This is a genomic window from Pseudomonas sp. UBT, from assembly GCF_050915955.1.
Taxonomy (GTDB): Bacteria; Pseudomonadota; Gammaproteobacteria; order Pseudomonadales; family Pseudomonadaceae; genus Aquipseudomonas; species Aquipseudomonas antarctica_A.
Map to the genome: position 1 here is coordinate 3,149,036 of NZ_CP168079.1, position 18,844 is coordinate 3,167,879.

Annotated in this window: 19 protein-coding genes; 9 read left to right on the forward strand and 10 right to left on the reverse strand. The window is 60.9% G+C overall.

The window, feature by feature from the left end:
• The first annotated feature begins 18 nt into the window (after nucleotides 1-18).
• A complete protein-coding gene (locus ACDZ94_RS14310) occupies nucleotides 19-516 on the forward strand; it encodes an AAA family ATPase (protein ID WP_432750339.1) in 498 nt (165 codons plus the stop codon).
• Here ACDZ94_RS14310 and ACDZ94_RS14315 read toward each other — a convergent pair.
• Nucleotides 513-2,099: a L,D-transpeptidase family protein gene (locus ACDZ94_RS14315; protein ID WP_432750340.1), complete on the reverse strand. Its 1,587-nt coding sequence runs from the start codon at nucleotides 2,097-2,099 to the stop codon at nucleotides 513-515. The two genes, ACDZ94_RS14310 and ACDZ94_RS14315, sit on opposite strands and share 4 nt — an antisense overlap.
• Before the next feature lie 40 nt (nucleotides 2,100-2,139).
• On the opposite strand from ACDZ94_RS14315, the gene ACDZ94_RS14320 reads away from it, so the two are divergent.
• Nucleotides 2,140-2,853 (forward strand): murein L,D-transpeptidase catalytic domain family protein, encoded by a 714-nt coding sequence (locus tag ACDZ94_RS14320; protein ID WP_064452097.1) that lies wholly within the window; start codon nucleotides 2,140-2,142, stop codon nucleotides 2,851-2,853.
• Nucleotides 2,854-2,883: 30 nt separating this feature from the next.
• Nucleotides 2,884-3,630 (forward strand): creatininase family protein, encoded by a 747-nt coding sequence (locus ACDZ94_RS14325; RefSeq protein ID WP_064452096.1) that lies wholly within the window; start codon nucleotides 2,884-2,886, stop codon nucleotides 3,628-3,630.
• Nucleotides 3,631-3,696: 66 nt separating this feature from the next.
• Here ACDZ94_RS14325 and ACDZ94_RS14330 read toward each other — a convergent pair whose 3' ends face one another.
• A complete protein-coding gene (locus ACDZ94_RS14330) occupies nucleotides 3,697-4,038 on the reverse strand; it encodes a hypothetical protein (protein WP_128590602.1) in 342 nt (113 codons plus the stop codon).
• A gap of 45 nt (nucleotides 4,039-4,083) precedes the next feature.
• Nucleotides 4,084-4,728, reverse strand: a complete 645-nt coding sequence (locus tag ACDZ94_RS14335) for an ATPase (RefSeq protein ID WP_432750341.1) — start codon at nucleotides 4,726-4,728, stop codon at nucleotides 4,084-4,086.
• 143 nt (nucleotides 4,729-4,871) lie between these two features.
• Here ACDZ94_RS14335 and ACDZ94_RS14340 point away from each other — a divergent pair, with 143 nt between their 5' ends.
• Complete coding sequence (locus ACDZ94_RS14340) at nucleotides 4,872-5,147, forward strand: hypothetical protein (protein WP_064452093.1); 276 nt, start codon at nucleotides 4,872-4,874, stop codon at nucleotides 5,145-5,147.
• Here the strand turns inward: ACDZ94_RS14340 and yfcF are convergent.
• A complete protein-coding gene (gene yfcF / locus ACDZ94_RS14345) occupies nucleotides 5,122-5,754 on the reverse strand; it encodes a glutathione transferase (protein ID WP_407017345.1) in 633 nt (210 codons plus the stop codon). The two genes, ACDZ94_RS14340 and yfcF, sit on opposite strands and share 26 nt — an antisense overlap.
• A gap of 176 nt (nucleotides 5,755-5,930) precedes the next feature.
• On the opposite strand from yfcF, the gene ACDZ94_RS14350 reads away from it, so the two are divergent.
• Nucleotides 5,931-7,370 (forward strand): hypothetical protein, encoded by a 1,440-nt coding sequence (locus tag ACDZ94_RS14350; protein ID WP_432750342.1) that lies wholly within the window; start codon nucleotides 5,931-5,933, stop codon nucleotides 7,368-7,370.
• Here the strand turns inward: ACDZ94_RS14350 and ACDZ94_RS14355 are convergent.
• Nucleotides 7,367-7,909 (reverse strand): DUF924 family protein, encoded by a 543-nt coding sequence (locus ACDZ94_RS14355; RefSeq protein ID WP_064454922.1) that lies wholly within the window; start codon nucleotides 7,907-7,909, stop codon nucleotides 7,367-7,369. The two genes, ACDZ94_RS14350 and ACDZ94_RS14355, sit on opposite strands and share 4 nt — an antisense overlap.
• A 128-nt stretch (nucleotides 7,910-8,037) precedes the next feature.
• On the opposite strand from ACDZ94_RS14355, the gene ACDZ94_RS14360 reads away from it, so the two are divergent.
• Entirely contained in the window at nucleotides 8,038-8,193 is a 156-nt protein-coding gene (locus ACDZ94_RS14360; protein ID WP_432750343.1) for a hypothetical protein, read from the forward strand.
• 28 nt (nucleotides 8,194-8,221) lie between these two features.
• On the opposite strand, the gene metE is transcribed toward ACDZ94_RS14360, so the two are convergent.
• From metE to ACDZ94_RS14375, 3 genes are all read right to left on the reverse strand, one after another.
• Nucleotides 8,222-10,510, reverse strand: a complete 2,289-nt coding sequence (gene metE, locus ACDZ94_RS14365) for a 5-methyltetrahydropteroyltriglutamate--homocysteine S-methyltransferase (protein WP_432750344.1) — start codon at nucleotides 10,508-10,510, stop codon at nucleotides 8,222-8,224.
• A 103-nt stretch (nucleotides 10,511-10,613) separates the two neighbouring features.
• Nucleotides 10,614-11,213 carry a LysE family translocator gene (locus ACDZ94_RS14370; protein ID WP_064452089.1) on the reverse strand — a complete coding sequence of 200 codons (600 nt, stop codon included), beginning with the start codon at nucleotides 11,211-11,213 and terminating at the stop codon, nucleotides 10,614-10,616.
• A gap of 72 nt (nucleotides 11,214-11,285) precedes the next feature.
• Nucleotides 11,286-12,161 carry a LysR substrate-binding domain-containing protein gene (locus tag ACDZ94_RS14375; protein WP_221294545.1) on the reverse strand — a complete coding sequence of 292 codons (876 nt, stop codon included), beginning with the start codon at nucleotides 12,159-12,161 and terminating at the stop codon, nucleotides 11,286-11,288.
• Between the two features lie 116 nt (nucleotides 12,162-12,277).
• On the opposite strand from ACDZ94_RS14375, the gene ACDZ94_RS14380 reads away from it, so the two are divergent.
• The 3 genes from ACDZ94_RS14380 to ACDZ94_RS14390 all read left to right on the forward strand — a co-directional run bounded on the left by ACDZ94_RS14380 (nucleotide 12,278) and on the right by ACDZ94_RS14390 (nucleotide 16,392).
• On the forward strand, nucleotides 12,278-13,567 hold the full coding sequence (locus tag ACDZ94_RS14380) for an NAD(P)/FAD-dependent oxidoreductase (RefSeq protein ID WP_432750345.1): 1,290 nt from the start codon (nucleotides 12,278-12,280) through the stop codon (nucleotides 13,565-13,567).
• Nucleotides 13,568-13,586: 19 nt separating this feature from the next.
• Nucleotides 13,587-14,675, forward strand: coding sequence for a polyamine ABC transporter substrate-binding protein (locus ACDZ94_RS14385; protein ID WP_432750346.1), 1,089 nt, complete (start codon nucleotides 13,587-13,589; stop codon nucleotides 14,673-14,675).
• Nucleotides 14,676-14,748: 73 nt separating this feature from the next.
• Nucleotides 14,749-16,392, forward strand: coding sequence for a diguanylate cyclase (locus ACDZ94_RS14390; protein WP_432750347.1), 1,644 nt, complete (start codon nucleotides 14,749-14,751; stop codon nucleotides 16,390-16,392).
• A 156-nt stretch (nucleotides 16,393-16,548) separates the two neighbouring features.
• Here ACDZ94_RS14390 and ACDZ94_RS14395 read toward each other — a convergent pair whose 3' ends face one another.
• A complete protein-coding gene (locus tag ACDZ94_RS14395) occupies nucleotides 16,549-17,868 on the reverse strand; it encodes an OprD family porin (RefSeq protein WP_432750348.1) in 1,320 nt (439 codons plus the stop codon).
• A gap of 136 nt (nucleotides 17,869-18,004) precedes the next feature.
• Entirely contained in the window at nucleotides 18,005-18,838 is an 834-nt protein-coding gene (locus ACDZ94_RS14400) for a phosphodiesterase (protein ID WP_259762634.1), read from the reverse strand.
• Between the last annotated feature and the right edge of the window lie 6 nt (nucleotides 18,839-18,844).

Consider the following 18,844-nt stretch of genomic DNA (forward strand, 5'->3'; position numbering starts at 1 on the left):
CTCTTCAAAGGATTGACCATGCTAATTGTATTCAGCGGCCTGCCTGGCACCGGCAAAACCACGATTGCCCGTGAACTGGCGCGGCGCACCCGCGCGGTGTACCTGCGCATCGATGTGATCGAGCAGGCGCTGCGGGAGTCGGCGGTACTGGCCGGCGATGTCGGCGCCAGCGGCTACAGCGTGGCGAATGCGCTGGCGCTGAGCAATTTGCGCTTGGGGCAGACGGTGATTGCGGACGGCGTGAACCCGGTCAAGGAAAGCCGGGATGCGTGGAAAGCCGTGGCGGCGGCAGCCGATGTTGAGTGGGTGAATATCCAGGTGGTGTGTTCTGATCAACACGAACACCAACGCCGGGTGGAAAGCCGCGCTGGGGATATTCCCGGGCTGGTACCTCCCACTTGGCAATCCGTCTCAGCGCATGAGTACGAGGCCTGGGAAGAACAGCCGTTGACGCTCGACACCGCGCTGATGACAGCTGATCAGGCTGTCACTCGGGTCTTGGCACATATCGCTTAGAGCAATGCGCCCATCGCCTTCATCAACACCGGGTCACGCCCATAAATATCCGGCGCATACAGCAGCCCGCCCTGGCGGTCGACCTCCACTGTCCAGTACCCCAACAGCACCGGCACGGGCGTAGCCAGCCGGAATTCATGGGTCACGCCGGTAGCCAGCAACTCATCGGTGCGCGTGCGTTCGGCCGGGGTTACCAGTAAGTCGCGCAGCAGCATGGGCTGCTCAACCCGCACACACCCCGAACTGAACGCGCGCGGGCCTTTGGTGAACAATGGCTGGCTCGGCGTGTCATGCAGGTAGACCGAGTACGGGTTGGGAAAGCGCATCACGATCTTGCCCAGCGGGTTGCGCGGGCCGGCTTCCTGGCGCAGGAGAATATTGCCGGGGCGCGACCAATCCACCTGGTCGGCCGTGAGTGGGTGACCTTGGGCATCGAGCACTTGCAGGTTTTGTTGGCGCAGGTATTCGGGGTTGAGGCGGATGGCCGGGAGCTTGTCCTCACGCATGATGGTAGGCGGGATGGTCCAGGTGGGGTTGAGCGTCAGCCGGGTAATCCGTGACTTGAGCAACGGCGTCTGACGCTCGGCCCGCCCGACCTGCAAGCGGGTTTGCCACACCGGGATACCGCTCTGATAAACGCTCAGTTGTGCGGCCGCGACGTTGACCACCACCCCTTCGGGCTCCAGGTCCTGGGCCAGCCAACGGAAACGTTCGAGGTTGATCCGCAGCTGGTCGCGGCGCATCGCCGGGCTGATGTTGAGCTCGGCCACGGTGCCGGCACCGATCACACCGTCTGCCTGCAACGAGTGGCTGAGCTGGAAGGCCTTGACCGCCTTGACCAGCTCGTCACGGTATTGCGTGCCGTTGCCGGCTGGCACTTTGGCCAGGTACCCACCGTTGTAAAGACGCCGCGCCAGTTCGGGCACACGCGGGTCTTCCATGCCGGGACGCAGCAACGGGCCGCCGGCGACCGAGTCCCAATGGGGCAAAGGTTGCAGGCGCACGGTGGCATACGTACTGCGCAAACTGCGGTAGAGATCGGCGCTGGGGCGCGCCTGGTCAAACGCCTGGGCCAGGTCGTGCAGGCCAGTCGCGGCGAAGGCCAGCACTTCGGCATTGGGGTCATGGAGCGGTGGTTGGGAATGCCACAGTGGCTCGAATCGCGACTGCTGCAAACGCCCGTAGTGCAAGTCCTGCAGGGCTTGCAGGTATTGCTGGCTGGTGCCGATGTCGCTGCACAGCACGTTGGCCGTGGCGTCTGTTGCGGGCAGGCTATAGTGGGTGGGGTCCAGGCCATCGTCAGCCAGCATCCGCAATTGGGCTTGCAAGGCTTGGCGGCGATCATCGGCTGACCACAGCGGACTATCACCCTGCTGCTGGTAAAACGCTTGCAGGCGCAATTGGGCCGCTGCGTCTATTTGTGGGGCAAGGCCTGGGCACACGCTGGGTAACTGCGCGAGGGCCTGTTGCACCGGGCTGATTGAAACGGGCGGCACGGCGTCCACCGGCAGCTCATCAGCTGTCGCGACCAGTGGTGCAACGAGCAGGCAAATGCTCAAGTAACATGCGTGTTTTTTGAACAATTGACTTAACTCCAACCCACAGCGGGGGGATGTACTGTAGATGCTGACTTTTATAGGCCGCTTCGGTTTAATCACCGTGACCCTGGCTACGCTGAGCAATGTTGCGCTCGCCGCCAATCCCACGTCTCCTTCTTTGTATAGCAGCCTGGCGCGCTCGGCTCCAGAACTCAATCCCACCGTACTGAAAAGCGCCTTGAGCGCAGTGCAGTGCGCAGTCAATAACGGCGAGGAACGCTCGGATCGCCTGGCCGTTATTGACTACTCCCAGCCCTCAACCGCTCGTCGGCTATGGATCTTCGATTTACGCAAAAAAACCCTGGTACTGCGCGATCTGGTGGCTCACGGCGCCAAATCCGGGGAAAACTTCGCCACCCAGTTCTCTAACCTCGAAGGCAGCCACCAATCCAGCCTGGGCTTGTTCCGCACCCAGGAAAGTTACCTCGGCGCCCACGGTTACTCGTTGCGCATGGACGGCCTGGAGCCGGGTTTCAATGACCAGGCCCGCGACCGCGCGCTGGTGATTCATGCCGCCGACTACGTCAACTCGGCGTGGAGCAAGCGCGAAGGCCGTATCGGCCGCAGCCAGGGTTGCCCGGCCGTGCGCCCGCAGGTGGCGCGCCAGGTGGTAGACAAACTCAAGGATGGGCAGTTCATGTTCTCCTGGTACCCGGACCAGCGCTGGTTGAAGTCGTCGACCTACCTCAACTGCAAGCCCCAACAAGTGGCGAGTAGTCGTACAATCCGTGGTGGTTAGCCTGTCCCCACCGATAAAAGAGAGCGTCGCATGCTTCTACATAAATCCACCTGGATCGAGATCGGCCAGTTTCTGGAGCGCAGCCGCACGGTGGTGATCCCCATCGGCTCCAACGAGCAGCACGGCCCCACCGGCCTGTTGGGCACTGACTGGATGTGCCCGGAGATCATCGCCCATGAGGCGCAGCAGAATGCCGACATCCTGATCGCCCCGACCTTCAATATCGGCATGGCCCAGCACCACCTGGGCTTTCCCGGCACCATTTCCCTGCGCCCGTCCACGTTTATTGCCGCGATTGGCGACTGGGTTCGGTCGCTGGCCGGGCACGGTTTCGAGAAGATCCTGTTTCTGAACGGCCACGGCGGCAACATCGCCACCATCGAGGCCGCCTTTTCCGAGCTGTACGCCGAAGCCAGCTATGCCCGCCGCCCGGCCGGGTTCGCGCTGAAACTGGTGAACTGGTGGGATCTGGAAGGCGTCAATGACCTGGCCCACCGCCAATTCCCGGTAGGCCACGGCAGCCATGCCACGCCGTCGGAGATTGCGGTGACGCAGTGGGCCTACCCGGAATCGATCAAGTCCGCCGAGTATTCCCCGCAAATCGCCAACACCGGCCCGATTCGCGAAGCGCTGGACTTCCGCGCACGCTTCCCCGATGGTCGCATGGGCTCGGACCCGGCCCTGGCGACGGTGGAAAAAGGCGGTGAGTTGGTGGCGTTGGCGGCTCAAGGGCTGGTCAAGGTTGTCGACAGCTTCAGCAGCGAAGCAAAACCTTAAGCCGAGCGCAAAAAAATGTGGGAGCGGGCTTGCCCGCTCCCACACTGGGTTCTGTGGGGTGTGGCGTTACTTGCAGTCCTGCGCCGCCAACTCAAGCCGCGACGGCTTGAGCGCCGACGCCAGCGGCTTGCGCTCGTACACGAACACCTTGCTGCCCTCTTGGGACTTGTAGGCTTCCAACACATCATCAGCCGCAAACTTGCTGGTCAACACGACTTTGGCGTGGCGCGAATTCTGGGTCACGGTCGAAGTGATGCCGTATTTTTCAAGCTTGGGCAAGACGCACTGCAGATAGCCTTCAGGGGTCTTATCGGTTTGCAACGTCAAGGTCGGAGCATTGGGAGCGGTGATACAACCGGTCAGCAACAAGGAAGCAAAAGCCAGGGCCGGGACGAAAAAAGAGCGCATAAACATTCCTGAAAATAACCAATAGGGTTCACATCAATCCACGCGTCAACCTGCGCGAACCAGGGCCTTGAGCGACACATCAAACTGCTTCAAGGCGTCAAGCTGTACATCACGCTGCTGTTCAATCTGCGCGGCTATCTCGGGCGCCGCCTTGTCCAGCACCCATACCGACGGCACCTGCTTGAGCACCGCGCCTTCGGCCTTGGCGATGTATTGCAGGTTCGCATCATAAAACCGCGCCACAAAACGCGCTTCGACCACGTCGTTGCGCTGGGTCAGCAGTTGGTTATGGGTATCGAGCACCACCACCACGTCCGGGTGAGCCTGCACCAGCTCATCCAGGCTGCTATAGACAGTCACGATACGAAAAGTGCCCTGCAGCGAGCTCATCAACCAATCAATCGCCAATTCCGGGTCGGAGCTGGTGACGAACGCCTCGCGGATACGCCCGTCGAGGGCATCCTTGGCGCCGTTCATGGCCTTGGCGTGGTAGCGTTCAAGGTAGTTGAGGTTGTCGCGGGTGTTTTCGCTGTACAACACACCCACCGATTGCGCGTGCTGCAGGGAGTCTACGCTACCGACGAGTGGCAGCAAATGGCTCGCATGCACATCATCGGCAATGGCCGGGTTGGCCAGCAGCGTTGTGCCGAGCATCAGCATGATTAAACCCAACTGGATCATCGTCCTCATCGCGCATTTCCTTGAACAGCGTCTCGATGGCGTGATTGTCCGCTTTTCGCGTAAAAACAGAACTTGCGATCCTTGATGGTGACTATCATTTGAACCGATAGTGTCGCCTACCCCGACCGCTATAAAACGATAAGGACCACGCCATGAAGCCCCACCAGAAAACCTTCGACCGCATCCGCGACGCCGTACTGCCGGAGTTTCGCGAGCGGGTCGCCGATTACCTGGTCGATTATGAACACGTGTTGCAGGATGAAGCGGCGGACGCCGAAAAGCGCTATGCCAGCGCCCAGCAACTGCGCGGTTACCTGCGCGGCTTGAACACGACGCGGGTGCTGGGCATGGCGGATTGGGAAGACCTGGACCGGCGCGTGACCCAGGAATGGCAAGAAACCGCTACAGCGCCGGGCGTTGCAGGTTGACCCATTCCTGCACCGATGGCCGCTGCCACTGGTGCCGGGCGTAGGCGACCAACTCGTCAGGCACACTGTCACCGCCCAGGATCAAGCGATTGAGCATCACGGCCAAGTCCACGTCAGCAATGGACCACGCGCCGAACAGGTTCGTCGGGTTGCCAGCCAACAGCGCCTGCGCTGCATCGATCAACTTGCGCGCCGCCGCTTGCGCCACGGGCGACAACGGCGGGGCCTTTTGCCCGTAAAACACCACCAAGGTCGAGCGCTCCTGGCGAATCGGCAACAGGTCGCTGCGCAACCACGCCTGGACCTGTCGCGCCCTCGCCCGCTGTCTTGGATCTGCCGGGTACACCGCTGTTTCAGGGTAGGCCTGATCCAGGTACTCACAGATCGCCGAAGACTCCGACAGCGCGAAGTCTCCCTCCACTAACGTCGGTACGCGTTGGGTCATCGACAGCCGGGCAAACTCCGCGGTCTGGTTGTGCGCCGCTTCAAGATCAAGGCTGACGGTCTCGAAGGCCAGGCCCTTTTCCCGCAGGGTGACGAACACCGACATCGCGTAAGGGCTGGTGAACATTGAATCAACGTAAAGGCGCAGCGGGCCATGGCTCATGAGCAGTCTCCCTGGGTGAGCCCTCACGCTACGAGATCTGCGCCGATAAAGACAATGCAGGGATTTTATGGGGGCATTCCTGGCGGGAATAGCAGCAATGATGGCAAGATCATAGCGATTAGCTACTCTGCGAAATCGGCCCTGCCTTTCGTAGTTCTTCAAGGAATGATCAGCTTATGAAACAAGCAGTTGTCGTCATCCACGGCATCGGCGAACAGCGCCCGATGGATACTTTACGCGGCTTCGTGGAAGCCATGATCCCGACGGACACGCCCGGCGGCACTCCGTTCTACTGGAGCAAGCCGGACCGGCTCTCGCGCAATTTCGACCTGCGTGTTCTGAAGTCGTCGGGGCGTACCAGCACGGATTTCTACGAGTATTACTGGGCTCACAAGATGCAAGGCACCAAGGTCGGCCATCTGCTGGGCTGGCTGTGGGATATCTTCAAGCGCCCGCGCCGCGACATTCCCGACGCCATCGTGCCGATCTGGCGCACCACCCGCTGGACGGTGATGGTGCTCCTGCTGCTGGTCGCTACCGGCACCCTGGCCACGGCCTGGGGCCAGTTCGATCACAGCGACAACCCCTTCGCACTGGTTCCACTGCTGGTCGGCGCCATCGGCCTGGGGTTGCGCTATTCCGCGCTGTCCTATTTGGGTGATGCGGCCCGCTACCTCAGCCCCAACCCGCAGAACGTAGTGGTGCGCGAACAGATCCGCGCAGATGGCGTGGAGTTGCTGCGCGCCCTGCACAAAAAGGGCGACTATGACCGCATCATCGTCGTCGGCCACAGCTTGGGCAGTGTGATTGCCTACGATATCGTCGGCTACCTGTGGCATGAACATCACGACCAACTGACCCAAGTCTTCCCCAGCAACCGCGAGCTGGCCAGCCGTTATGCCGACCACGCAGCACTGCAACCGGTGATCAAGGAAGCGCTGCCCAACGCCGGCGCGGCCCTCGACGGCAGCCTGGGCCGTACTTTGAGTTTTCGCGAGCAGCAGGCCGAAGCGTTTATCGAGCAGCGCGGCCTGGGCAACCCGTGGCGCATCACCGACCTGGTCACCGTCGGCAGCCCGATGGCGCATGCCAGCCTGCTGCTGGGCCGCAGTGTGAGTGACTTCAAAAAACGCATTGAGCGCCGCGAAGCCCCGGCCTGCCCGCCCACCGAGGACACCAAGGGCTACGGCTACAACGCCCGCCAGCCAGTGATGCTCGGCCAAAAACCGTTCACCCCGCAGTACCTGCATCATGCAGCGGCATTTGCCGTGACGCGCTGGACCAATCTCTACTTCCCGGCGCCCTTCGGCCTGTTTGGTGATGTCGTCGGCGGCCCGGTCAAGCCAGTGATGGGCGCAGGCGTGCTGGACCTGCCGGTAACCGTGGGCAAATGGAAAGGCTGGCTCGCCCGCTCCTGGCTGAGCCACACCCATTACTGGAGCGAGCGCGGCGGCGCCCAGGGCTACCTCGGCACGCTGGGCGAGGATGACAACGCAATCAGCCACGGCCCGCGTCCTTCGGCCACCGAAGCGTTGCGCTGGGCGGTCGACCTCAAGGGTCTGCGGCGCTTTCGTCCAGCGCCCGCCAAGGTACCCCTGGCGCAGGCCGAAGCCTAGCCTGCGAAGCCGCCGGCCTGGAGAAATGCCTGTTCCTGTGGCGTGGTTACCCTGGCCAGCACCGCATTGCGATGGGGGAAACGCCCGAACCGTTGGATGATGTTCGCGTGCTCATTGGCCCAGTGGCGGGTGCTGGCATCCAGGTGCTGGTTCAACGCCACCGAACGCTGCTGATCCGCCGGGTCTTCCGAATGCTCAAACGGCAAATAACAGAACGCGCGTAGTTCGGGCTCGACAAGCTGGTCGAGCCCGCCCTCGACCATGCGGTGTGCGTACAAACGCGCCAGCGGGTCGGTGGCAAACATATGCGCGGTACCGCGAAACGCATTGCGTGGGTATTGATCCAGCAGGATCAGCAACGCCAGCGCGCCATGGGCTGAACCCAGCCAGCCTTCCAACTCGCGCCGTGCCGCCTGCATGTGGGTCGCGTGAAACCCGTCGCGAAAGGCTGCGTCAAATTCGTCGTCCTTGGCGAACCAGCGCTTGGGCCCGGCCTGCTTCCAGAACTGAATCACCGCCTCGATAGACTGCCCATTCATGCCTGCCATCTTTCTCTCCACTCAACCTGCCTATTTCATTATCGACGCCGACAGAATCGATTAAGTTTCTCAACCTGAAGCCTTAACCGCTTCGAAACGACCGCGCCACTGCCCATAGGGTGTACCTGATGATCCACCGTCTTGCCCAGGTTTTCAGTGATTCCAATAGCCATGTGCGTGCCAAACTGTTTGGCATCTACGGGATCTTTATCGCCAGTCGAGCCCTCTCGGGGATGCTGTATCGCTGGAAGGGGTTTGACCGCATCGAGGTCAACCCCAAGTAAGGTTGGCCCCGTCGGTCAGAGGTTTGGATCACGCCAGTTCAGCGCGCAGTTGACGCGCCGCCGCGACCATGTGGATCAGCGCCGCTTCAGTCTCAGGCCAGGCACGGGTCTTCAAACCGCAATCCGGGTTGACCCACAGACGCTCGGCCGGAATCCGTTTGGCCGCCTTGCGCAGCAAGTTAACCATTTGTGCAACATCCGGCACGCGTGGCGAGTGGATGTCGTAGACACCCGGGCCGATTTCGTTCGGGTAAGCGAAGGCTCCGAACGCGTCCAGCAACTCCATGTCCGAGCGCGACGTCTCGATGGTGATGACGTCGGCATCCATGGCCGCAATGGACTCGATCACATCGTTGAACTCGCTGTAGCACATGTGGGTGTGGATCTGGGTTTCATCGCGCACCCCGCAGGCGCACAGACGGAACACTTCGGTCGCCCAGTCCAGGTAGTGCTGCCACTGCGCCTGGCGCAAAGGCAGCCCTTCACGGAACGCGGCTTCGTCGATTTGGACGATCTTGATGCCGGCGGCTTCCAGGTCGACCACCTCGTCACGGATGGCCAAGGCCAGTTGACGCGCCTGCACTTCGCGGCTCACGTCTTCCCGTGGGAAAGACCACATCAGCAGGGTCACCGGGCCGGTCAGCATGCCCTTCATGACCTTGCTGGTCAGGCCCTGGGCGTAGCGGATCCACTCCACCGTCATGGCTTTGGGGCGGCTCAGGTCGCCGAAGATCACCGCCGGTTTCACGCAGCGCGAACCGTAGCTCTGGACCCAGCCGAAGCGGGTGAACACGTAGCCGTCCAGTTGCTCGGCGAAGTATTCAACCATGTCGTTGCGCTCGGCTTCACCGTGCACCAGCACATCCAGGCCCAGGTTTTCCTGCACTTCAACGGCGTGTTTGATCTCGCTGTGCATGGCTTCGACGTATTCGGCTTCACTCAGCTTGCCGGTTTTGAAGGACTGGCGCGCCAGGCGGATCGAGGCGGTTTGCGGGAATGAACCGATGGTGGTGGTCGGGAACAGCGGCAGGTTCAGGCCGGCACGCTGTTTGTTGATACGCTGCGCGAACAGCGACTGGCGCTGCGTGTCCTTGGCGGTGATTGCCGCCACACGGGCTTGCACGGCCGGCTTGTGAATGCGTGGCGAAGCGGCGCGGGCCGCTTGTACCGCGCGGCTTTGCGCCAGGGCGGCGAGCACGTTCGGTGCTTCGGGCTCAGTGACAGCCTGGGCCAGCACCGCGACTTCCGAGCACTTCTGCAGGGCGAACGCCAACCAGCTTTTCAGTTCGGCATCCAGCGTGTCTTCACGGTTCAAGTCAACCGGGCTGTGCAGCAGCGAGCAGGACGGTGCCACCCACAGGCGATCACCCAATTTCTCATGCGCATGTTGCAAAGTCGCCAGGGCTTTTTCCAGGTCGCAACGCCAGACGTTACGGCCGTTGACGACCCCCAACGACAACACTTTATAAGCCGGCAAGCGGTCGAGGATCGTCGGGTATTGGTCCGGCGCACGCACCAGGTCGATGTGCAGGCCGTCGACCGGCAGGTTAGCGGCCAGGCCCAGGTTCTCTTCGAGGCCGCCGAAGTAAGTGGCCACCAGCTTTTTCAGCGGGTCACGCTGGATCAGGTTGTAGGCACGCTCAAAAGCGTTTTTCCACGCTTGTGGCAGGTCCAGCACCAGGATTGGCTCGTCAATCTGCACCCACTCAACGCCCAGGTCAGCCAGGCGCTGGAAGATCTGGCCGTACAGCGGCAGCAGGCGCTCGAGCAGGTCGAGCTTGTCGAAGTCGCCGCCCTTGGCCTTGCCCAGCCACAGGTAAGTCAGCGGGCCGATAATGACCGGCTTGACGTTATGGCCCAGGTCACGGGCTTCCTGCACTTCTTCAAACAACTCATCCCAACCCAGGTGGAACTGCTGATCGGCGCTGAATTCGGGTACCAGATAGTGGTAGTTGGTGTCGAACCACTTGGTCATTTCCTGAGCGTGGGCACCGCCGCAGCAGCTGTCACTGGCGCCACGGGCCATGCCGAACAGGGTATGCAACGTGGCTTTGCCATCCGCCGGGCGGAAACGCTCAGGGATCACGCCGAACATCAGCGAATGTGTCAGTACCTGGTCATACCAGGCGAAGTCACCGGCGGGCAGCAATTCGATACCGGCCTTTTTCTGCAGGTCCCAGTGGGTCTTGCGCAGGTCACGGCCGACGGCACGCAGGCCCGCTTCGTCGAGTTCACCCTTCCAAAACGCTTCCTGCGCTTTTTTCAGTTCACGATCGCGTCCAATGCGCGGAAATCCAAGGGAATGAGCGACTGCCATGACATACAACTCCAACGTAGGTATTTATGGCAGCCATTGTCGACAGATGCTGATAGTGAGACAAACTCATTTTATTTCAGACGAACACAAGATTTGCTCATGTTTAAATCAGGTGCAGGTAGAACGCGTGAAACATGAAATACGCACACGCGGCCAGTGCTATCCCCATGCAGCGGTTGAAGACGGTAAACGCCGACGTCCCGCTGATTCGCCGTCCCAGCACCGCCCCAAGCAACGCGTAGACCCAAGGCGCGCCGAACGCACCGCACGCCAGTAATGCCGACACTCCAGCAATGGACGCACCGCTGATATGCGCCGCCGGCAACATCACGCTGGTGATCGGCAGTACCGCCATGATGCCTTTGGGATTAAGCAACTGAATCACCAGGCCGTTCCAGAACGTGAGGGTTTTACCCGGCTCACGTGAAGCGTCCTCGACAACCGTGCGCGCGGTGAACACCTGATAGGCCAGATACAGTGTGTAAACGCCGCCGACCAGCGAGATATACGGTAGTGCCGCTTGGGAAATGATCGCCTCGCCGGTGTAACCAAACAGTACGAACAGCAACAGCATCGCGCAGCCTACGCCGATGAAGAAACCGGTGGAGCGGCGGAATTTGCCGGTGAGCCCGGCATTCAGGCCCATGAAATTTACCGGACCCGGGCTGTACATGACGCTGAAGGCGTAGAGAAAGATGTCCATGGAAAACCTGCCGTAGAAGAAGTGCGGCGAGTCTACCGAGGCGGTTTGCGCTGAATCTTGTACGTTTGTGGTTCACTGCTGCGCCTGTCGTGCAAACCACTCCATGACCACTGCACAACCGGGGTGAGACGCCGCCATGGGTTGCAGGCACAGTGCATACACCCCACCGGTCTCCAAAGGTTCGCCCAACGGCACCACCAGCACGCCCCGCTCGATGGATTCGACGGCCAGCGTCAGGTCGGTCATCGCCACACCCAACCCACGGGCGGCGGCGTCCAGCGCCAGTTCATCGAGGTTGAACGGAATATGGCGGTATTCCTCCAGCGCGCCCGCACCGTTGGCGGCCAGCCACACGCGCCAATCCTGCTTGTCCACCGAACGGTGCAGCAGCGCCATGTGGCGCAGGTCGTCCAGTGTGGTCAGCGGCCCCAGCCCGGGAGCGCACACCGGCACCAGTTTTTCCTCGAACAACGTCAGGCACGCCGGATCGTTCGGCGGCTGGGGCAGGTATTGGATGTAAGCATCACTGTCGCCGGCAGGCTCGACCGCTTCGGTGGCGACGGTCTCGATGGCCAGCGAAATGTCTGGGTGCAGCCGGTAGAAATCACTCAGCTTCGGCAGCAGCCAACGCACGGCCAACGACACATGCAGGCGAATCCGAAACGGGCGTTTCTGCGGGGAGATCCGGTCCTCCAGCACCTTGAGCTGCGCGAGGATACTGCGCGCACATGCCAGCACTTGCTCGCCTTCGACAGTAACGCGCAGGCTGCGACTGGTGCGGGTGAACAGCGCCACGCCGAAATGGCTTTCCAATTGCTGGATTTGGCGACTGACCGCGCTTTGGGTCAGGCACAGCGTATGCGCGGCCTGAGTGAAGCTGGCGCTGTCACTGACTTCCACCAGCGCCTGCAGGCCTTGCAAGGACGGCACGTGACGAATCTTATCCATGCGTTTTCCGAATAACTGGATGATTTTATAACGTTGGTTGTATCACCCAACTCCCTATAAATTCTAGCCATCGACTTAAATCATCCATGCAATCAACGCATGCAGCCGAGGCAAACGTGGACAATACCTGTGGCTGGATAGACCAAACCGACCCCCTACCCGCCCGGGACGCCTTGAAGGGCGCGCAACAGGCCGATTGGCTGGTGATCGGCGCCGGCATCACCGGGCTGTGTGCCGCCCACAGCCTCGCGGCCCTGCACCCTGAAGCACGCATCGTGATCGTCGACCGTCAATACGCTGCACAAGGTGCCTCGGCGCGGAACTCGGGGTTTGTGGTGGCCCATGAACACCCGGCTGAAAACGAGTTGTTGGGCCGCCCAGAGTTCGCAGGATTCGAGGTGGACACTGCCATCTCTCGGGCCGCCAGCGACGAGGTGCACCAGCGCATCACTCGCCATGGCATCGACTGCGACTTTCGCGACAATGGCTACTTCTTTGCCGTGCATGACGCCGACAAACTCAACCAGGTCGACGACAAACTTGCCACCCTGCGCGCCCTCGGTGCCTCTGCGCAATTTCTGCAAGGCGACGTACTGCACCAGAAGCTCGGCACCGCGCATTACCAGGCCGGAATCTGGTGTGGCAACGGCAACGCCCTGCTGCAACCGGCCAAATATGTGAAGGGTTTGCTGGCGGCGTTACCTGCATCGGTCAGTCTGTTTGAAAACACCGATATCACCGGTATGGAACGCATGAGCAACGGCGCCATTCGCGCGACCAGCCGGGCCGGGAGTATCGAAGCACGGCACGTGCTGGTGTGCCTGAACGCCTTTATCCCCCGCGTCGGCCTGGACCACAGCGCCACCTTCCCCATGGAACTGAGCGCGAGCCTCACCCGCCCGCTGACGGAAAAAGAATGCGCCGCCGAACCCTGGGGCGTGCTGTCAACGCGACCACTCGGCGCAACGGTCCGCTTGACCCCGGACCGGCGCGTGATGATCCGCAACACGGCCGAGTACCGCACGCGTGACTTGTCCAATGGCGACTTACTGCAACGGCGCCACCACCATGTGCGTGGTTTGCAACGACGCTTCCCGTGGCTCACCGAGCAGGACATTCAATACACCTGGACCGGTCACCTCAGCGCGTCGCGGTCCGGCCAGCCCTACTTCGCCAAGGTCGAAAACAACCTGTACGCCATTGCCGGCTGCAATGGTTCCGGTGTTGCGCGCGGCACGTTGTGGGGGCGGCTGATGGCGGAGTGGGCCTCGGGGCAAAGCTCGCCGTTACTGCAATCGGTCATTCAGCGTGCGCAACCTGGCTGGTTGCCGCCGCGCGCGCTGTTTGACCTTGGTGCCCTGTTGCGCATGCGCGTCGAAGCCGTGCGTGCCCGTTCAGAAATTTAAAACAAAAAAGGTGAATGCAATGCACATCAACCGATTGTCCGTGGCCGTTTTGCTCAGCACGTTTTCAGTGGCCAGCTATGCCGCCGAAGAGGTCAACATCTCCAATTGGAACGGCTATATTGCCGACGACACCCTGCCACGTTTTACCCAAACCACCGGTATCAAGGCCACCTACGACATTCATGACAGCAACAAAGTGCTCGAATCGAAGTTGATGACCGGCAACACCGGCTACGACGTGGTCAGCCCCTCGAACCATTTCCTGTCGCGACTGATCAAAGCCGGAGCCATCCAGAAGCTGGACCGCAGCCAGTTACCGAACTGGAAAAACCTCGACCCGGTGCTGATGAAAAAACTTGAGGTCAACGACCCGGGCAATCAGTACGGCTTCCCCTACATGTGGGGCACAGCGGGCATCGGCTACAACGTCGAGAAGATCAAGGCGATCTTTGGCAACACCGACGTTACCCGCTCGTGGAAGATGTTCTTTGATGAAGACACCCTCAAGAAACTCAGCACCTGCGGCGTAGCGATCATCGACAACCCCACGCAGATCCTGCCCATCACCCTCAACTACCTCGGGCTGCCCCACCACAGCCATGAGCCCGCCGACTATAAAAAAGCCGAGCAGGCGCTGTTGAAGATCCGGCCTTACATCCAATACTTCCACGCCTCCAAATACATCAGTGACCTGGCCAACGGCAATATTTGCGCGGTTATCGGTTTCAACGGCGACGTGGTGCAAGCGGCCACCAGCGCGAAGGAAGCCAAAAACGGTATCGAGATCGCCTACTCCATCCCCGAGGAAGGCTCGACGCTCTGGATGGACATGGTGGTGATGCCCAAAGCCGCACCCCATGAAAAGAACGCCTACGCTTACATGAATTACCTGCTCGACCCCAAGGTGATCGCCAACATCAGCAACAGCATCCACTACGCCAACCCCAATAGTGCGGCAGATGAATTTCTGACGCCTGCGGTGAAGCAGGACCTGGCGATCTATCCGCCGAAAAGTGTGATGGACAAGTTGTTTATCGTCGAAGACTTGCCGCCGGCGATAGCACGATTGGCCACACGGCTGTGGACCAAATTGAAGACCAACACATAAGCGCAGCCACCGCTGGCCGTACCCCTTGGATTGCGCATAACATGGATAAAAACAAACACTAAAATGAGCCCTCATGATCAAAGCCAGCCTGCGCAGTCACCTGACCCTTTGGTTTGCCGGTTTGTCGTTGCTCACGCTGCTGAGCGTGGGCTTGTATGTCGGCCATATCGCCACGGAGCAGATGAAGCAGGCCAGCGGTAATACGCTGCTCAGTACGGCGCGCTCGACGGCCGCGCTATTGGCTGTGCAACTGCGCGAGCGCCAGCTGGAAGTGTCGGTGTTGAGCAAGGCACCGATCATGCGCAGGGGCAACCTGGACGCGCCGGATATCCTGACCTTGATGCAACTGCGCACCCAATCGCGCGTCGACTACGCGTGGATGGGTGTGGTCGACACCGAGGGGCGCGTGCGCCAGGCGGTCAACGGGCTGCTGGTCAATCAATCGGTGCAACAGCGGCCGTGGTTTCAGGCAGGCCTGCACGCCGAGTACACCGGTGATCCCCACGAAGCCGTCTTGCTCGCCAAGCTGCTGCCCGGCACGGCGAATGGCGAGCCGCTGCGCTTTATCGATTTCGCCGCGCCGATTCGCAATGCCGACGGCGAGACCATCGGCGTACTGGGCGCCCATGCCCACTGGAGCTGGGTTACCCAGATCGTCGATTCCGCCGTGATGCAAAAGGATGCTATCCCCGATATCGAGGCGCTGATTGTCGACGTCGATGGCAAGGTGCTTTACCCCGAATTGCTCGCAGGCGAGCACATGCCGCCCGACGCATTGCTCACGCCCTCCGGCTGGTCCACGGGCAACGGCTATGTCACCGCCTCGGTCGCCGTCCCGAGCCCGACAAATGCCAAAATGACCTGGTACATCATGGTGCGCCAACCGTTGGATGTCGCACTCCAACCGGCGCATACCTTGCTCTACAAGTTACTGATACTGGGACTACTCGCAGCGATTATCTTCGTACTTGCCGCTTACTACATCGCATCATCACTCAGCCGTCCCATCGAGCGCCTGGCCAAGTCAGCCAAGCAAGTGCAGGACCAACAGCCCGGCGCCGTCTTCCCGCAGGAACATTCGGTGCTGGAAATCGCTCAACTGGGCCGGTCCATCAGCAGCATGACCCAATCGCTGCTCGCCAAAGAGCGCGAACTGCAGGAAGCCAACGCCTCCCTGGAGGCCACGGTCGCCCAGCGCACCGCCGACCTCACACAAGCCAATGCCGACCTCTTGAGCCTGGCCACACACGACGCGCTGACCGGCGTCTACAACCGCCGCCGCTTCGATGAAAAACTCGCCGAGAACAGCCTGCTGTTCCAACGCACCGGCCGCACCTTCGCCCTGCTGCTGATCGACGCAGACTACTTCAAGCGCGTCAACGACACCTACGGCCACGCGGTAGGCGATGACGTGTTATGCCAACTGGCGACGCTGATCCAGAGCAACACCCGCGCCACCGACTTTGTCGCGCGCTACGGCGGTGAAGAGTTCGCGGTATTGCTGCCGGAAGTTGAAAAGCCCGACAGCCCCGACGTCGTCGCCGAGAAAATCCGGGCCGCCGTGGCTGCGGCGAAATTTCCGACGGCGGGCCAAGTCACAGTGAGTATTGGCGTGAGCATCGCCCAGCCTTCGGACCGGGATTCTTTGGCCCTGCTCAAGCGCGCCGATATGCAGCTGTATGAGGCCAAGGCTGCGGGCAGAAATCGGGTGGTGTGAACGAGGCTAATCAATCCACAACAGCGGTTGATTCAGCACAGTTTCAGTTGCATTGAGTCCAGGGGCGCCTGGTATAGCGGGTAGTCTTAGTGATACAGGCCAGCGAAGACAAAGCACGCGCCTCAAAAGAACCTTGAGGCGCGGTGCGTCTGCCACCTACATTAATGGAATCGAATAGCTCACAAACACCCGATTCTGATCCTGGTCGCGCGCCACGTCGCTGCGCGACATACCGTTGCGCCAGCCGAACCCGACGTTCTTGAACGTACCGCTCTGCACCACGTAATCCAGGGAGATATCCCGCTCCCATTCGCTGGCATTGTTGCCGGCGGTGGTGAGGATATGGTCGCCCTTCAAATACATCACTGACGCCTTCAGGCCTGGCAGGCCCAGCGCGACGAAGTCGTAGGCATATTGCGCGAAGGCAGTACGCTCACCGGCCTGGATGAAGGTCTGCACCGTGCGGTCGGTGTAGAGGTACAGGCTGGAGCCACCCTCCCCTTTGTTCACCAGGCCACCCTGGTTGAGTTGGGCGAAGTTGCTGTCGTCGGAGACTTGCTGGTAACCGGCGGTGATCGCATGGGGCCCCAGGGAGTAAATGAAGGCGGCACTCCAAGTGTTGTTGTCGATTTCGCCGTCGCCGTTCTTGGTATAGCCGCCGAACTTATAACCTTCGGCGCGCCCGGCAGCGCTGCTGTTTTTGCCGTCGGTGGTGGTCTTGAAGTAACGCAGGTCGGTTTTCAGTGAGCCGTAGTCGCCCAGCGGCAACACATGGATCAAACCGGCGAAGTGCTGTTGGTAATAGTCTTCAAGGTTGGCGTAGTAGTACTGGACCAGCAGGTCCTTGTTCACTTGGTAGTCGGCACCGGCGTAGTTGAATTTATTGCTTTCCCGGGTGCCGCCCGCCGCTGCCAGGCCACTGCTGTCGCTGGAGCCACGGCCGGTGGTGCGTTGCAGTTGACCGCCGATCAGGGTCAGGTTGTCGATGTCTTTACTGGTGACCTGCCCGCCTTCGAAGGATTGCGGTAACAGGCGGCCATCGTTGCTCACCAGGATCGGCAGGTTCGGCCGCAGGTAGCCGTAGCGCAACTCGGTCTTGGCGAAACGCGCCTTGGCCGTCGCGCCAGCACGTGTCCAGCTGTCCGCCGCTTTGCCGTCATCGTTGGGGATCATCGAGCTGCCCACGTGGCGGCCAGCGCCGCTGTCGAGGGTCACGCCGAGCATGCCGACGGCGTCAAGGCCAAAACCGACGGTGCCCTCGGTAAAGCCCGACTGGTAGTTGAGGATAAACGCCTGGCCCCACTCTTCGGTCTTCGACGGTGCGGCGGCGCCGTCACGGTTGTCGTTATTGAAGTAGAAGTTGCGCATGCTCAAGTTGGCTTTGCTGTCACTCAGGAAGTCGGCGCTCGCCAAGGGGCTCAGGGCAATGCCCAGGCCGCCGGTCAATACGCTTAATACATTCAACGTGGCTTTCATCAGGACGAACTCCGGCGCGGAATCCAGGTTCCGGGCGCAAAAAAAGGCAGCAGGAAGCACGCGGCCCCATTGAGTGGGCCGGTGCACTAACGAGCGTTTAAGTACTTAGTTGAGTGAAGTGAACCTCCGTAAAACCTCAGTCAATCAATCCATGAGCGTCATAAAACGGATACGGCCCCGGGTAATCCCCGAACACGCCGTTGTGGCTGATCAACCCTTGCTGTTCATCCCAGCGGTGCAGCAGGTAACCCGCCGGCTCCAGGTTGAAATGCGCGGGCGCGGCGTCTTGCAGGTCGAGCACGATCTGGTGGGAAGTGCCGGGGCACACACAACTCAAGCTACCGCCGAAACGCCGTTGCATGGGCCGATGTAAATGCCCGCATAACAGGCGCTCCACCTGAGGGTGGCGGGCAACGACGCGCTCCAAAGCGGCGGCGTTGATAAAGGCTTCGCGGTCCATATGGCCAATGCCGCTGATAAACGGCGGGTGATGCAGGATCAACAAGGTCGGCGCAGCGGGACGCAGCGCCAACTGTTCGTCGAGCCACTGCAACTGGCTGTCCAGCAACTGGCCGCCATGGCCACCGGGAATGGTCGAGTCGAGGCCGATCAGACGCAGCGGATGTTCGTCCACTACCCAATCCAAAGGGCCCTCTGCCGAAGCGGGTAAATAAGCGTGATCGCGGAAGGCATCCAGCAACGGACCGCGCGTGTCATGGTTGCCGGGCACCAGGTAGCAAGGCATCTGCAGGCGCGCCAGCTCAGGGTGCAGCACGGCGTATTCGTCGGCGCGACCGAAGTCCACCAGGTCGCCGCTGACCACCACAATATCGGGCCTGGGGTAGCTGGCGTTCAGATGATCGACGGCACGGCGCAGCGCGCCCAGGGTATCGACAACGCCATAGGTCAAGCGATTGCCGGCTTTAAGGTGCAAATCGCTGATCTGCGCAACAAGAAACGGACGGTTCAAAATAAG